The 13,329-nt window shown below is 38.5% G+C and carries 16 protein-coding genes; 3 read left to right on the top strand and 13 right to left on the bottom strand.

Annotated elements, in window-relative coordinates:
• Position 1: 1 nt before the first annotated feature.
• The 7 genes from BFP71_RS00845 to BFP71_RS00815 all read right to left on the bottom strand — a co-directional run bounded on the left by BFP71_RS00845 (position 2) and on the right by BFP71_RS00815 (position 6,081).
• Positions 2-439: a hypothetical protein gene (locus tag BFP71_RS00845; protein WP_069833566.1), complete on the bottom strand. Its 438-nt coding sequence runs from the start codon at positions 437-439 to the stop codon at positions 2-4.
• The gene (locus tag BFP71_RS00840; protein ID WP_069833565.1) at positions 436-651 is read right to left on the bottom strand and encodes a hypothetical protein; all 216 of its coding nucleotides are present in this window, start codon (positions 649-651) and stop codon (positions 436-438) included. The genes BFP71_RS00845 and BFP71_RS00840 overlap by 4 nt, the downstream gene beginning before the upstream one ends.
• On the bottom strand, positions 644-1,870 hold the full coding sequence (locus BFP71_RS00835; protein WP_069833564.1) for an NAD(P)-dependent malic enzyme: 1,227 nt from the start codon (positions 1,868-1,870) through the stop codon (positions 644-646). The genes BFP71_RS00840 and BFP71_RS00835 overlap by 8 nt, the downstream gene beginning before the upstream one ends.
• A 12-nt stretch (positions 1,871-1,882) precedes the next feature.
• Entirely contained in the window at positions 1,883-3,496 is a 1,614-nt protein-coding gene (locus BFP71_RS00830; protein ID WP_069833563.1) for a glutamate synthase-related protein, read from the bottom strand.
• Positions 3,497-3,587: 91 nt separating this feature from the next.
• Positions 3,588-4,274, bottom strand: a complete 687-nt coding sequence (locus BFP71_RS00825) for a ceramidase domain-containing protein (protein WP_069833562.1) — start codon at positions 4,272-4,274, stop codon at positions 3,588-3,590.
• A 153-nt stretch (positions 4,275-4,427) separates the two neighbouring features.
• Positions 4,428-5,054 (bottom strand): fasciclin domain-containing protein, encoded by a 627-nt coding sequence (locus tag BFP71_RS00820; RefSeq protein WP_069833561.1) that lies wholly within the window; start codon positions 5,052-5,054, stop codon positions 4,428-4,430.
• 232 nt (positions 5,055-5,286) lie between these two features.
• The gene (locus tag BFP71_RS00815) at positions 5,287-6,081 is read right to left on the bottom strand and encodes a LytR/AlgR family response regulator transcription factor (RefSeq protein ID WP_069833560.1); all 795 of its coding nucleotides are present in this window, start codon (positions 6,079-6,081) and stop codon (positions 5,287-5,289) included.
• 132 nt (positions 6,082-6,213) lie between these two features.
• Here BFP71_RS00815 and BFP71_RS00810 point away from each other — a divergent pair, with 132 nt between their 5' ends.
• On the top strand, positions 6,214-6,747 hold the full coding sequence (locus BFP71_RS00810; protein WP_069833559.1) for a hypothetical protein: 534 nt from the start codon (positions 6,214-6,216) through the stop codon (positions 6,745-6,747).
• A 312-nt stretch (positions 6,748-7,059) separates the two neighbouring features.
• Here BFP71_RS00810 and BFP71_RS00805 read toward each other — a convergent pair whose 3' ends face one another.
• The 6 genes from BFP71_RS00805 to BFP71_RS00780 all read right to left on the bottom strand — a co-directional run bounded on the left by BFP71_RS00805 (position 7,060) and on the right by BFP71_RS00780 (position 11,221).
• The gene (locus tag BFP71_RS00805; protein WP_069833558.1) at positions 7,060-7,785 is read right to left on the bottom strand and encodes a DUF6090 family protein; all 726 of its coding nucleotides are present in this window, start codon (positions 7,783-7,785) and stop codon (positions 7,060-7,062) included.
• Positions 7,786-7,788: 3 nt separating this feature from the next.
• The gene (locus tag BFP71_RS00800) at positions 7,789-8,517 is read right to left on the bottom strand and encodes a hypothetical protein (protein ID WP_069833557.1); all 729 of its coding nucleotides are present in this window, start codon (positions 8,515-8,517) and stop codon (positions 7,789-7,791) included.
• Positions 8,518-8,594: 77 nt separating this feature from the next.
• Positions 8,595-9,200 (bottom strand): SGNH/GDSL hydrolase family protein, encoded by a 606-nt coding sequence (locus BFP71_RS00795; protein WP_222843458.1) that lies wholly within the window; start codon positions 9,198-9,200, stop codon positions 8,595-8,597.
• A 243-nt stretch (positions 9,201-9,443) separates the two neighbouring features.
• Entirely contained in the window at positions 9,444-10,157 is a 714-nt protein-coding gene (locus tag BFP71_RS00790) for a hypothetical protein (protein ID WP_069833555.1), read from the bottom strand.
• Positions 10,154-10,876 (bottom strand): hypothetical protein, encoded by a 723-nt coding sequence (locus BFP71_RS00785; RefSeq protein WP_069833554.1) that lies wholly within the window; start codon positions 10,874-10,876, stop codon positions 10,154-10,156. The genes BFP71_RS00790 and BFP71_RS00785 overlap by 4 nt, the downstream gene beginning before the upstream one ends.
• A gap of 66 nt (positions 10,877-10,942) precedes the next feature.
• Complete coding sequence (locus BFP71_RS00780) at positions 10,943-11,221, bottom strand: hypothetical protein (protein ID WP_069833553.1); 279 nt, start codon at positions 11,219-11,221, stop codon at positions 10,943-10,945.
• 153 nt (positions 11,222-11,374) lie between these two features.
• Here BFP71_RS00780 and BFP71_RS00775 point away from each other — a divergent pair, with 153 nt between their 5' ends.
• On the top strand, positions 11,375-12,193 hold the full coding sequence (locus tag BFP71_RS00775) for an oxidoreductase (RefSeq protein ID WP_069833552.1): 819 nt from the start codon (positions 11,375-11,377) through the stop codon (positions 12,191-12,193).
• Between the two features lie 35 nt (positions 12,194-12,228).
• Positions 12,229-13,146 carry a helix-turn-helix domain-containing protein gene (locus tag BFP71_RS00770; protein WP_069833551.1) on the top strand — a complete coding sequence of 306 codons (918 nt, stop codon included), beginning with the start codon at positions 12,229-12,231 and terminating at the stop codon, positions 13,144-13,146.
• The last annotated feature ends 183 nt before the right edge of the window (positions 13,147-13,329 follow it).

Here is a 13,329-nt window from a genome sequence, read left to right as displayed (position 1 = left end):
CTTATTGGTTCTTGAATTCCTCGTGATAGAGTGTTTTGTCATTTAATTTATCGGCAAGGAGTAAGTACTTGTAGTTCTCTGCGTTTTCAGGCAGATCGAAATTATACTCACCCATGCTATTAATCGCTCCTAATAACACTGCGCTTTCATCATATTCCTGCTTGTTAGAAAGATAAAGAAGCGTGAAGGCAGATTTGAGTGGTGCGTTAACAACGACACCAAATGAGTTTTTACTTTTTACTTGCTCGATTTGTATTGCTTGTGAGTCGCCTTCATAGTTAATGCCACAAATACCGATATCAAGCGTGCAAGAATGTCTCGGGATGTCCGCGATCACATTTTGAGGAATTCCTTCGATTGCTTCTAGGCAAAGTAGGGGTAAAGCTATGCCCATCACCATCCAGATATACCGATGGCGCTGTCTGAGTTTTACATTCATGATGCTTCCCCTTTCCTTATTTTCTTGAGCAATATGGGCCAAAGTGCCACTGTACCGGGCAGAATTAGAACCTTCATAAAAATTGGTGCTTCTTTGACACCACTATCAATTTTATGAACACCTGATTTGATAAAGAAGGCGTAAAAGAATAACCCCAACAATACATAGATGGCTAGCGCGATTAAAAATATGGTAGCTACTGTCTCAGTCATTACTATCGCCAGCTTCTGCAGCTGAAATTTTCTTTTCCATTTCCCTTTCGTGGTATACAGCTTGTTCCACTGCATCTGCAACTACGTGAGCTAAAGACGTGTCTAATGCCGAAGGGATAACCATTTCCTTGGTTGGGTTTTCAATATATCGAGCGATTGCGTAAGCCGCTGCTAACTTCATTTCAGTGCTAATGGTAGCAGCTCTTGCCGCCAAAGCGCCTTTGAAGATGCCAGGGAAGGCCAAAACGTTATTAATTTGATTTGGGTAATCGCTTCGACCTGTTCCAACAATTGAAGCACCAGCCAAGAAGCATTCTTCGGGAATAATTTCTGGCGTCGGGTTGGCCATAGCAAAGATGACCGGGTCAGGAGCCATGTTTTTAATATCTACTTGAGTTAAAAGGTTTCCTTTACTCACTCCGATAAAGACATCCGCTCCTTTAATTACATCATGGATATCACCTTTCACATCATCGAAGTTCGAGTATTTCAGTAGCTCAGTTTTTGCTTTGTTTAGATCATGTCGGAACCTGTGAATGGCACCTTTACTATCACAAACGATTAATTGTTTAACGGACACACAAAGCTCAGAATCGATGTCAAAACATCTCAGCAGCTTAGCGATGGCTATACCTGCCGCACCAGCGCCATTAATGACGACCTTCATATCGCTGAGCTTCATGTTTTTTACTTTAGCAGCGTTCACAAGGGCTGCTAGTGTAACAATGGCTGTACCATGCTGATCGTCGTGGAATACTGGTATGCCCAGGCCTTGAAGTTTCTCTTCAATTTCAAAGCTTTCAGGAGCTTTAATGTCTTCTAGGTTTACGCCGCCGAACGATGGAGCTATTCGGGTGATGGTCTCGATGATATGACGTGTATTGTTGCTTTCGATACAAATAGGGACGGCGTTAATACCAGCAAACTTTTTAAAGAGCATTGCCTTTCCTTCCATTACTGGGAGCGAAGCTAATGGGCCGATATCTCCAAGACCCAAAACGGCTGTTCCGTTAGTTACCACGGCAATCGTGTTGCCTTTCATGGTTAAGTCATACGCTTTGTCGGGGTCTTTCTCAATCTCTAAACATGGCTGGGCCACGCCTGGCGAGTAGACCAGAGACAAAGTGTCTGTGTTGTCCACAGCAATTTTATTAGTGACCTCAATTTTGCCCTGCATTTCTTCGTGTAGGGCTACTGATCTCTTATATATATCTTCCATTGAATTTTTCTCTTAAGGATTTACCCCTGCATAGGGTATGCCTGTCAATTTATGGATATCCCAGTTGAAAGTGCTCAGGTCAGACGCATTAAATTTCGTAAAATCATCGTGTCCGCAAGACCGCGCTACCACTTTCATTAAATCGTTGGTAGCCTCGAAATAATTATTCAATTGTTTGGCCGAGGATTGAATGATTAATCGCTGCCTCAAATTCTCTTTTTGTGTGGCAATTCCTACAGGGCAATTATTCGTATTACAAGCGCGCATGCCCAAACATCCGATGGCTTGTAAGGCAGAATTGGATACTGCTATGGCATCTGCTCCCATCATCATGGCCTTGGCAAAGTCTTCTGCTACTCTTAAACCACCTGTGATAATTAGGCTCACTCCGTGTGCCTTCTTATCGTCTAAATGCTTTCGCGCACGAGCAAGGGCTGGTATTGTTGGCACATTGATATTGTCTCTAAGGATTGTTGGTGCTGCGCCAGTTCCACCACCGCGTCCATCAAGGATGATGTAATCTACTCCTACCTCCAACGCAAAATCGATGTCATCTTCAATTCGCGCCGCAGAAATTTTAAAGCCAACTGGAATGCCACCAGTTACCTCTCTTACTTTTTCCGTAAAGTCTTTGAAATCTTGGACACCGTGAAAATCTGGGAAAGTAGCTGGAGAGATAGCGGATTCACCTTCGTTTAAACCCCTGACTTCAGCGATTTCTTTAGTCACCTTATGCCCTGGTAAATGACCTCCAGTACCAGTTTTGGCTCCCTGACCTCCTTTAAAATGAAATGCCTGAACTTTTTCTAGCTTATCCCAAGAGAATCCAAATTGCGCAGATGCTAATTCATAGAAATACCGCGAATTGCTTTCTTGTTCATCTGGTAACATGCCACCTTCACCTGAACAGATACCTGTTCCAGCCATTTCAGCGCCTACAGATAAAGCCACTTTCGCCTCTTTTGACAAGGCTCCGAATGACATATCCGAAACAAAGATTGGAATGTCCAGTTCAAGCGGTTTCTTGGCATTAAGACCAATTATCGTTTTGGAACCAACTGATTCGTTATCCAATAACGGCCTTCTTGATAACTGGGCAGGTAAAAACTGAATATCTTCCCATTTAGGAAGGGTTGTCCTATCGACGCCCATGGCTTCTGTCGGGCCATGATGCCCCCAATTTTTTAAGCCGTTTTGAGCAAGTTCCTTGATATACCGTGTATAGGGTTCAGTAGCTTCAGGATGAGTATCGGCATATTCGCCTAAATATTCATCACGATTAAATGCAGGAGGGTTGGCAACCTCAAATTCAAGCACTTCATTTTCATCGATAAGCACTTCATCATCTTTTACAACAGCATCAAATTTATTGAGCACCTCGCTATTGTTGTATTCACTTACTCCGGTATCAATTCTATAGTCCCAGTTGTGCAGTCCGCAAATTAAATTATCCCCATCCACATGGCCATCAGAAAGTAAAGCGCCACGGTGAAGGCACCTTCCATAGAGAACGGATACTTCATCTCCGTATCTTATCACTACAAGGTCGGTTTTTGAAACTAGGGCATGGCTAGGTTCTCTTTGTTTTAAGGCTAAAAAATTGGCAACTACGACAGGCTTCTGCATATAAAAAATAGTCTATTTTAACTAAAGCTAAGTAATTCATTCTCAAAATGAAATGCTGTAGTTTAAATGACAATATCGTAATCTTAATGGCTCAGCTGGTTTGTGCCGCAAGCTCATTTTTTCGAATAAAATAAAGATAATCTGCTAAGAGAAAAGCGCCGATTCCAGAGAAAATATGCCACAAAAAGTGTGTGCCGATGGCAATCGTCTCCGTAAAATCTTTGTCTACTTGTCTAAAATAAATGGCTAATACGAAACATAGGGCACCTAAGATTATATCCCAAGATTTCTTGAACTGATATTTTCGAAGGATGAGAAAAACTGGCACCAAAAAAGCTGCTCCACTGATCATATAGGAAGTATTAATGCCCCCTTGTCCTGGAATTAGATCTATAACACCAAACCGAAGCAAAAATATTGGAACAATAACACCTACACTCATCCACCATTTTGGCAATACTCGTGACCAGAAATAGATCGTGATCATTAATGTTAGAATTAAAGCGGGTAGAAAATCCATCAAAAGGAAAACCCGGGAAGTTCTAAGCCCATGGAATAGTGTGCTACCGATTCCGTTTAGAAATAAGAATGGGATACAAGCCAACAGGAAGGCATACTCTTTTGGATTCTTTCGAATTTTCCACAGAAAGTAAATGGCTGGTGCTGCGATGGCCAAGGAAGAAAACGCATTCCACGGTTCAACGATTAGGTTGTCCGTGATGTGAGTTTCAGCATACCAGGGGCCACCATCAGTAATTTGGTCAGGTCCAAAAATCATATTCAGCTATCTAACCGATAATTATGCAAAAGAGTTGTGTGGATTGATAATTATTCGTCAACCACTTGACAGGAAGCGTCGATCGTGCTATAAAATAGAAAAGCCAGCAATTTGCTGGCTTTTCGGTTCTTTTACTCAATCCAATGTGCAACTTTAGTTGACTAAAGCTGCATGTACTACACCATTGTTTCCTGTAAGGACATCAGTTTCGTAAATGAAATAGGGATTGGCATTGGCTGAGCTATTCTCTAATACAAATCCGAAACCGGAATTAGAGACCTCAGAAGCGATCATGCGCCAACGAATGCCTTTTTCGCTTTCAAAAGATAAGTCTGGTTGAAAACGAGATGAGGAATAGCTTTCTGTAGCTCTAAAGATATGTCCTAGTAGAAAGTCACGGGTTTTAGCTGGCTGTCCGCTATGTGTAAATTCATTAATTACATCGGCAATGCTCGCTTGAAAGTTGGGTGAACTCCATTCAATGGCCAATGCTTCAAATACGGCATCTGATGGGGCAAAAACTGTAATTTGTTCATTGTTGCTAGATTGGTTGAGCATCTCGAGTACACCCAATTCGCCCACTGGGATTTCACTATCTGCGATGTTAATTAGACTTGCAAACTCACTGAATGCTTGTGATTGCATGATTAAAGTACCAACGTTGTCTTGGGTAGAATCTTCTGGGGCCGTTTCTTCAGAATTGTCGCAACCTTGGAATAGCACGCTTACTAAAACGGCAATACATAGGCCTAAAAGCCGGAATTGATTGTCAAGTTTCATAGTTTAAATTAATAGGTGAAAGGATCAATTTGATCTTATATAAAGCTATGAAATCTATTGGTTGTCAGGTAATTACGATTTACAAAGCAGATGTTTGGGTGGGAATAACAAAAAATAATCTGGGTCTGGCCGCAGTCTTGTTACGTATTAAGATAGGCAATCACATTCAAGTAGCTTTTAGGTAATTCAAAGTCTAATATGTTTGCATTCTCTATAATTCTCTTTTTACAACCTAGATTTCGGATTGAAAACAATCTTGGACTCTACTCCGATAACTTCGGCCTATCGGAATCCTTGTGCCTGGAATTTCTAATGAGTCATACCGAATAGCATTGACACACTTTGTATTAACAATGAAGGATTTATGTGTTCTTAAAAAACCTTTATTTCCTAGCTGATCTTCTAGGTTAGCCAAGGTGTGGAGCGTGATGAGCTTCTTGTCTTTGGTATGCCAACGCACATACTCTTTCATTCCTTGCACAAAGAGGATTTCTTCGAGAGGTAGTCTATGAATGACTTTTCCCTCTTTTAGCATTAGTGTGTTTTCATTGTCTTCCTCGTTCTTATGATCGGTTGGGAGCGCGCCTGAATCTACTTCTTTTAAACTATTATTCTCTTTAATTAACCAGAATACGGTACTGCCGAGTAAGGCTATGGAATATGGTGCTGAGCCAGATAGAATGGACCAAAATGATGTGACCCATTGAAATTTATAAGACAGGGATTGTCCTATGGTTGGGTATATCAATGAGAGTGTTTTATCAATTAATGTAAAGGCGAAGGAAAAAATAAGATAAACCAGACTAACTGAAAGGAGCGCATAAATCAGGTACCTTTTCGCAGCGATAAGTCTTAATAAAAGGTGCCAATTCAAGTAACTGATGATGGCTTGTAGCCCAACGATGACTATGTTTTTAGCGAGGTAAAATTCTAGATCTTTTCCTCCACTGAAAAGTAAGGATTGTATGAACCAAAAAACAGTCCAAAAGACTAGTTGTTGATAAAGTGTCTTCTGCTTATGAGTCATTGAATTTTTGTGTTACCTAAAATACGATTTTGAGGTAGATAAGGCATGTGTTGTTGGTATAACTTAATTGGTTGTTCGTTGAAATAATTTCTTTTCTCATTACCAAGTCATCAGATTTCGATAAAAAAGAAGATGAGATTCAAAGTTTTATTGATCACCAGTATTGTACTTTTTGGATTTTGCAACTCTTTATGGGCTCAACACAAAGGCACTTATCAGGTCGTTTATGAGGCTGATAAGGAGGGTAACAGAATTAGTGGAAGCTTAGGTGAATTGCTGGAGTATGTCCGAAATGGCAATTTAGTCAGAGTAGGGTGGGAATTAGGAAAAAAAGGCCCGGGCCAGAATGTTATAGAACATTGGACCGATGCTGGTTTTATTACAATTGTAAAAGGGCACGTCTTTGCTCAGATTAGCTCTATCTATGCCCAAGGGACTTCTGCACCTTCTATTGAAATTCCTTTCGTACGGATAAGCGATGAACCCGACGGCTGGGTGTCGGTGATAGCTACTACAGGAGTCATGCATCAAAAATTCAAAAGAACTCAAGAAATGGTCGACGCTTTTAAACGTATGGGCTTAACCGATAAAGAAGTTGATGAACAGTTTAAGAAACAAGAGCAATCAAAGGTGCCGACCAAATGGGCCGTTTTGATTGGAAGGTAATAAGTAAAACGGCCCTTAGAACTTAATCTAAAGGGCCGTTATTAAGCTCATACCAGCGGTTTCAACTAAATTATCATCAATCTTATATTACTCTAAACCAACAAACTACTGATATGGAAGAGTGAGCTTAATGGAGGTAAATCAGCGTGTTGATTCGAATTGTTTTGATTAATACTGAAAATATGAGGAACGGTATAATTAACTCAGTTACTTCTTGTTACCTCAGTGATTAGGGTTTCACTATTAGCTTATTTCGAGCGTTCAGTTCCTTGCACTTTTTTCCCTTTAAGTTTTCTAAGGAAGTTGAGCACGCTAGTTTTCTTTTTTCAAGAATTTAACGATCAGAATATTTCTTTTGCGCAGGGTTTCCAGTTCCTCTAACTGATCTAAAAGATAAATGCCCTTGTTGAATAGCATGTCTTCAAAAGTTGGGTCTCTCAATAGACCACTGAAATCAGACTTGAAACTACTTTTGGGAAAACGATCTCTGTAATAATAAATGGCGTCACCGATTTGTATGTATTTTTCTAAGAGCGTGTTTACTCGCACAAAATCATCATTTAGCCTTGTTTGTTCCTCTTTAAGATCATTTGTCAATCCTTCCCAACCAAACATCAGGTTTTTTAGTGAGTCGCTCTTTAGTAAATGAATATCCCCCGAAGACATTACATTTTTCAGTACGCCATTTTGGGCGTCATAAGACCATAGGTTTCCTAAATATCCTATCCATTTGGTAAGGGAATCTATCTCATAAACAGCAGGTTGTGACATTAAGTGAATCAATTGATTAGATGCCTGCAACGAGGCTTTTTGATTGCGCTTAACAGTCTCTATTTGTTCTAGGTTTGCACTGAATTCGGAAACTAAATTAGTAACCATTCTCTCGTAAGTGTTTTTATTTTTTAGACGTTGATTAAGTCCGTTAATTGAAAGTGCTATGAGAATGCCTATTACAACCAAGAAAATCTCCCCCAAAGCATACTTTACGTATTTCCCCTTCACGTTTTTCTGTCTGAGTTTTCTAAGGAAGTTGAGCATTATTTATTTTTCGTTAATCTTTTCAATGCATTTCTCTAATATATTGGCAACGCTTGTCAGAAGAATTCTTTTACCACTTTCGGCTTCAAGCTTTAGCGTAAGAATGTTCCATAATTCTAGACTATTTGCAACCTCTTCTAAATTATCGACTGGACCGCCGACAATAAAACGTTCACTATAAATAGGAAGTGATGTACGGGAATAATTTAAGTGTTTAATGATGTAAGGCTCAATAGTATTGAGGTATTGATCGATAATTACCCCGTCAAAAGTTTTTAAATAGTTTGTCGCCTGTTCAAGTTCTACAAGTCGGATTTTTAAAGTGTCATCAGAAATATCGTTAAATAGCCCACTGTCTTTGAATTCTCTAAATACTGGAAGAGTTACTCTTGCTTGCCAAGCTGTGCCTAAGGCACCTATAGTATTGTTCAGTGTATCTAGATAGCCAGAGGGCTTTTCGTTAATTAAGAGCAGTGACTGCTTTAATTTCTCTAGGAGAAATTCATTGTTGATTAAAAGGTCAGATTCAATTTCATCCAAGGTTGAACCAAACTCTTTTGCCATGTTAGTATAATACTTATTATAGATTTTGGCTTTTTTTCGATCATCATTCCAATCACTTATTGCTAGTGCAATTAGAATCCCGAAGACAACGAGGAAGATTTCACCGATGGCGTAACTGAAGTATTTTGAAGAATAGTTTCTTCTAAACTTGCGTAAGAAATTTAGCATTCGTTTTGGCTGAAAATCTTTCTAAGCTAATGATTTTCTGATAAGTCAGCCAACCAACGGGTTAACTGCTCCTGCGATCACCGTGCTATCTCAATTTCACGATGTATAAATCGGGCAAAATCTTTTCCCCAGACTTGGTAGGTAAGTTTGGCCGGATGCACGCCATCACTAAAAAAGGCTGATTTATCTTCTTTTACATTGTATCGCTTGGACCATATTACTAAATCCATGATCTCCGATGAAAAGTAAACTCCTTTGTTTTGAGCGACAACCTTGGCCAACGCATCCCCTAAAAGTTCCACTAAGCCCCCTACTACAAACCTGATTGTTGGTGTAAAAGCTGGAAACTCTTTTATGATCGGCATATTCATAAAAGCAATTGGTGTATCAGGAAATCGTGCTCTGAGATTATTGATCAGAAATTGAATATCATTTTGCCATTTTTTAGGGCTATTCAGCGTAAACGCATCATTGCCGCCCAAACTAATGGCTATAATATCTGGTGTTTCGTCAATTTTTGGGACGAGCTTTTGGTTAAGCGTTTTAGCGGTGTAACCACTTTTGGCTAAAACACGCCAGTGAACACTTGCTTGCATAAGCCTAGAAAGTTCATTGGCTATAGCCCCAGGAATGCCTTCTGCCTGTGTTTTAACCCCCACACCGGCCATCGTACTTTCACCCATGCACAGGAGTCGAATTGTTCGATCTGAGGGATGACTAACAACACCAAGTTTACCTTCTGCTTCGGGTAAACGTGGTATAGTTCTCTTAATTCGCCTCCCTTGATAATACATAATGGGTAGCAAGGGCACTGTTAAGATCGCTCCAAAAAAATATCGTGTGTTCATTTAAAAGGCTGGACTATGGGACTCTAAGTTTTGAGTTGATGATTAAAATTTAAAACATTTTAAGGTTGACCTTACAAATCATTGCTTTGCCCTTTCCTTGATTAGCCTTTTGAGCTTGTTGCCTTTTTGAAGTAATTCATCATAGTGTCTTTCTAAAAAACCTGCCCTAAGACTAATGCTCACTATACTCGGGTGATTAAAAATCTGTTCAAGTTTTTTTTGCTCTTGCGCGTTGAGATTAGGCGTTCTTTTGTTCAAATAAATGTCTGTGACCATAATCATGAATTCTGCTGATGCAACATTTTTGACAAACTCCAATTCCTGAGCCTCTACAAACTGATTGTAACTCAGTTCTAATTCATGTATTTCGTCGAAATAGCTGTAATAGTTAAATAATGCGTCTTCAATTGGGCTACTTTGGATATTACTCAAGTAACCAGATGCTTTGAGGCCCTCAAAACCGTTATTGTTGATGTTGAGGTATTCTTCCTCTAGCTGAACCATTCCGCCCATAAAGGCTTGGAAGTCGGGTTGTTTTTGTTTGACCGCAGACAAGTATTTCTTTCCATCTTTTTCTTTTCTTTTGCTAGTTTCAATAAATCTGACAATCTCAAGAGAATCAGACGATAAGTTATCTGCTATAGTGGCTAAGTAGCCATTTATCTTAATGCCATCTTTTCTGCTTTCGTTCCAGTTTTGAAACCCGATAGCTAAACTGATACCAATAAAGATGAGGACTATCTCTCCAAGGGCATACTTCCAATTAAATTTAAAGTTAGGCTTGCGGGTCATTTTATGTAGTTCTGAATGAGTGTGTTGAATTTGGTCAAACTGTCTGATACAAAACTGGCGTATTGAATGAGATTGTCTTGCTGGATAATCTGAGCACGAAGGATATTCGTGAATTTTCTATTTTGAACAAATGCTTTCTTATCATTTTGAAAGAGATCCGAGGAGATATTCAACTTGATACCTCTTTTAAAATTCATTTGTCCCAAGTTTGCATGTGCTTGAAAATATGGAGATATAGTTTCACTCCAACCTTCCATTGAGCTTTCTGCTCTGGAATTATATTCAGAGAGGAATACACCGTATTGGATAATTTTTCTTCTTATTTCTCCATCTTTTATAAACTCAGTACCGCCTGAGCTGACAATATCTTGATAAGACGATATAGCTAAATCCTCAAAGTATGGTGGACCTAAGGATTCAATCATCTTGGTGATATCTGGCTGACGGATTTTTTGTGCAGTATCTGAATTAAATAGCTCTATGTAATGAATGAGATTCTCAAGATCGTTTTTCGTTCTGATTACATGGTTATCAATGACCCTAATGTTTTTAGTCAATTCCAATTGAAAGACTTTTAGATATTCTAAACCTTTTTTGCGTTCATTTTCCTTATTGGCCCATTGTTGAAGGGCAAAGGCTAAAGAAATACCAATGAAGATCAGAAGCGTTTCTCCAAGGGCATACTTCCAATTAAATCTAAAGTTAGGCTTGCGGGTCATGTTTTGGTCGAAAGACCCAAAATACAATTTTTTAAATACAGGCTGTCAATGTGAATAGCCAAGTCCTTACAATAGGTGTTTAATCTGATTATATCGCTTTTGTTTAGCGCGATACTCAATAGCCCCAAACGTAAGCCCAAATATCATAAACACTAACATACGCAACATAAATTCTGGCCAACTGAAAGCCTGAAATTCGGAATCCATTTTGAAGAGATAGGAGATGATACTTAGAGGAATGCCTCGGTAGATACTACCATGAATAAAATAGAACCTCCACTTTTTCTTGGCTATTTCAGGCCAATTCATAAGGCGCTTTAATTCTTGACTTGTTGGTTCGCGCATAGGTTGAAGTTAGGCACAAAGGAAATAAAGTCTAATAAAATTCAAATGTTCGGTAATTTCATTTAGTCTTTCTGTAGAATCTTTAAGTATGGCTTAATAGACGCAAATAGCTTTATAGTATAAATAGATTATTAGTTATTAAAACTCTTTAAAATGAAAAAAGTAATTGTAATCACGGGTGCATCATCTGGCATGGGAAAGAACTTTGCCCTTGATTTATTAAAGAAAGGACATATCGTTTATGGATTAGCAAGAAGAGTTGAAAAGATGGATGATATAGTAAAAGCTGGTGGAAAAGCTATTGCTATGGATATTACTCAAGAAACACAGGTTGAGAATGCTGTTAACCAAATTTTACATGAACAAGGAAAAGTAGATGTACTTATCAATAATGCGGGTTATGCTTTATATGGACCTGTAGAGGAATCTACAATCGATTCTGCCAGAAGACAATTTGAAGTTAACATGTTTGGTTTGGCTAGTATTACTCAGAAAGTCATTCCAATTATGAGAAAATATAAATCTGGTAGAGTTATTAATATATCTTCTATGGGTGGCAAAATGTACACGCCATTTGGGGCATGGTATCACGCTACAAAGCATGCGTTAGAAGGTTGGAGTGATTGTCTTAGATTGGAATTAGAGTCTTTTGGAATTGATGTTGTAATTATCGAACCTGGTGGGATTGAAACTGAATTCACAAATGTTTTTTTGGAAAACCTTCAAGGAGATGCTAATAATGGACCATATGCAGATTCATTACAGAAAATCATTAAGTCTACAGGTGAAATGGCAGAAAAAGGACAACTTTCATCGCCTAGTGTAATCACAAATCTGATTGACAAAGCTGTTCATAGTAAAAGGCCAAAAACAAGATATGTAGCTGGTTCTTTTGCCAAGCCATTAATGTTTATGAGAAAATATTTAGGCGATAGAAGATTTGATAAAATTTTGATGAGACAGCTTCAATAATGAACAGTGTATTTGTTACTTTCTAAATTGATAATATGTCTAATACCATTATCATAAACTCAATTGGTCAAGCTCATCAGGCAGTGGGCTTGGTTAAGCCCAAACACCCGCTTGTATCCGTTGTTTATGTCAGAGATATAAAAACGGTTTCTGATTTTCGAGATGTGAGGGTGATCAATAACCTTTATCAAATAGGTTTGAAATCATCTAATCAGTGTGGTGAACTTCGGTATGGTAAAAATTCCTATGATTATGAAGAAGGGACTTTAGTATTCACAGCTCCTGGTCAAGTTACAGAATTCAAAGGCGAAGTTGAGGTAGGCAATCAAGATATGGAAGGTTGGACATTATTATTTCACCCTGATTTAATCCGAAAATCAAGTTTGTCGGATAAAATAAATCAATACACTTTTTTTTCTTATGACGTAACTGAAGCCTTGCACCTTTCAGACGAAGAGAGAAGGACTATTGAAGAGCTTTTAGATAAAATAATTAAAGAATACAGTCAAAATTTGGATCGACATAGCCAACATCTGATTGTTTCTAATATTGAACTATTGTTGGATTATTGTCGTCGATTCTATGACAGACAATTTTATACGCGTACCAATCTTAATAGTGATATTGTTTCCAAATTTGAACGATTGCTAAAAGAATATTATCGAAATGATAGAGCAATTAATTCGGGGCTCCCGAATGTTACTTTTTGTGCAAACGAGTTAAGCTTATCAGCCAGCTATTTAAGTGACTTACTCAAAAAGGAAACGGGTAAAACTACCCACGAGCATATTCATTTGTTTGTGGTGAATAAGGCTAAAAACATCCTATTAAATTCTTCCCATCCAGTTAGTGAGATAGCGTACTCTCTTGGCTTTGAATATCCACAACATTTCAGCAATTTATTTAAATCAAAGACTGGTTTTAGCCCAAGAGATTATAGAAATATGAACTAGAGTTACTGCGCCTTGTAAAATGCATTCTGTGTACCATCAGGATACACACTATATTAAGACCTTATAGACCGTTATTTGACTTTAAAAGAAGAATCTGTTTTCATGGTTAGCTCAATGCTAATCTATTCGGGACCACCAATTATAAAAAAAGAGATGGAGGTTATGGCTTGAACCTTAACTTAG

This window comes from Roseivirga misakiensis (genome assembly GCF_001747105.1).
Taxonomy (GTDB): domain Bacteria; phylum Bacteroidota; class Bacteroidia; order Cytophagales; family Cyclobacteriaceae; genus Roseivirga; species Roseivirga misakiensis.
The sequence above is the reverse complement of the archived record's forward strand: the minus strand, read 5'-3'. Positions and strand labels throughout refer to the sequence as shown.

What these genes read in the sequence shown, in the direction of transcription:
- BFP71_RS00845 (WP_069833566.1), bottom strand. Translation starts at nt 439, where the DNA reads ATGAATGTAAAACTCAGACAGCGCCATCGGTATATCTGGATGGTGATG.
- BFP71_RS00840 (WP_069833565.1), bottom strand. Translation starts at nt 651, where the DNA reads ATGACTGAGACAGTAGCTACCATATTTTTAATCGCGCTAGCCATCTAT.
- BFP71_RS00835 (WP_069833564.1), bottom strand. Translation starts at nt 1,870, where the DNA reads ATGGAAGATATATATAAGAGATCAGTAGCCCTACACGAAGAAATGCAG.
- BFP71_RS00830 (WP_069833563.1), bottom strand. Translation starts at nt 3,496, where the DNA reads ATGCAGAAGCCTGTCGTAGTTGCCAATTTTTTAGCCTTAAAACAAAGA.
- BFP71_RS00825 (WP_069833562.1), bottom strand. Translation starts at nt 4,274, where the DNA reads ATGATTTTTGGACCTGACCAAATTACTGATGGTGGCCCCTGGTATGCT.
- BFP71_RS00820 (WP_069833561.1), bottom strand. Translation starts at nt 5,054, where the DNA reads ATGAAACTTGACAATCAATTCCGGCTTTTAGGCCTATGTATTGCCGTT.
- BFP71_RS00815 (WP_069833560.1), bottom strand. Translation starts at nt 6,081, where the DNA reads ATGACTCATAAGCAGAAGACACTTTATCAACAACTAGTCTTTTGGACT.
- BFP71_RS00810 (WP_069833559.1), top strand. Translation starts at nt 6,214, where the DNA reads ATGAGATTCAAAGTTTTATTGATCACCAGTATTGTACTTTTTGGATTT.
- BFP71_RS00805 (WP_069833558.1), bottom strand. Translation starts at nt 7,785, where the DNA reads ATGCTCAACTTCCTTAGAAAACTCAGACAGAAAAACGTGAAGGGGAAA.
- BFP71_RS00800 (WP_069833557.1), bottom strand. Translation starts at nt 8,517, where the DNA reads ATGCTAAATTTCTTACGCAAGTTTAGAAGAAACTATTCTTCAAAATAC.
- BFP71_RS00795 (WP_222843458.1), bottom strand. Translation starts at nt 9,200, where the DNA reads ATGGGTGAAAGTACGATGGCCGGTGTGGGGGTTAAAACACAGGCAGAA.
- BFP71_RS00790 (WP_069833555.1), bottom strand. Translation starts at nt 10,157, where the DNA reads ATGACCCGCAAGCCTAACTTTAAATTTAATTGGAAGTATGCCCTTGGA.
- BFP71_RS00785 (WP_069833554.1), bottom strand. Translation starts at nt 10,876, where the DNA reads ATGACCCGCAAGCCTAACTTTAGATTTAATTGGAAGTATGCCCTTGGA.
- BFP71_RS00780 (WP_069833553.1), bottom strand. Translation starts at nt 11,221, where the DNA reads ATGCGCGAACCAACAAGTCAAGAATTAAAGCGCCTTATGAATTGGCCT.
- BFP71_RS00775 (WP_069833552.1), top strand. Translation starts at nt 11,375, where the DNA reads ATGAAAAAAGTAATTGTAATCACGGGTGCATCATCTGGCATGGGAAAG.
- BFP71_RS00770 (WP_069833551.1), top strand. Translation starts at nt 12,229, where the DNA reads ATGTCTAATACCATTATCATAAACTCAATTGGTCAAGCTCATCAGGCA.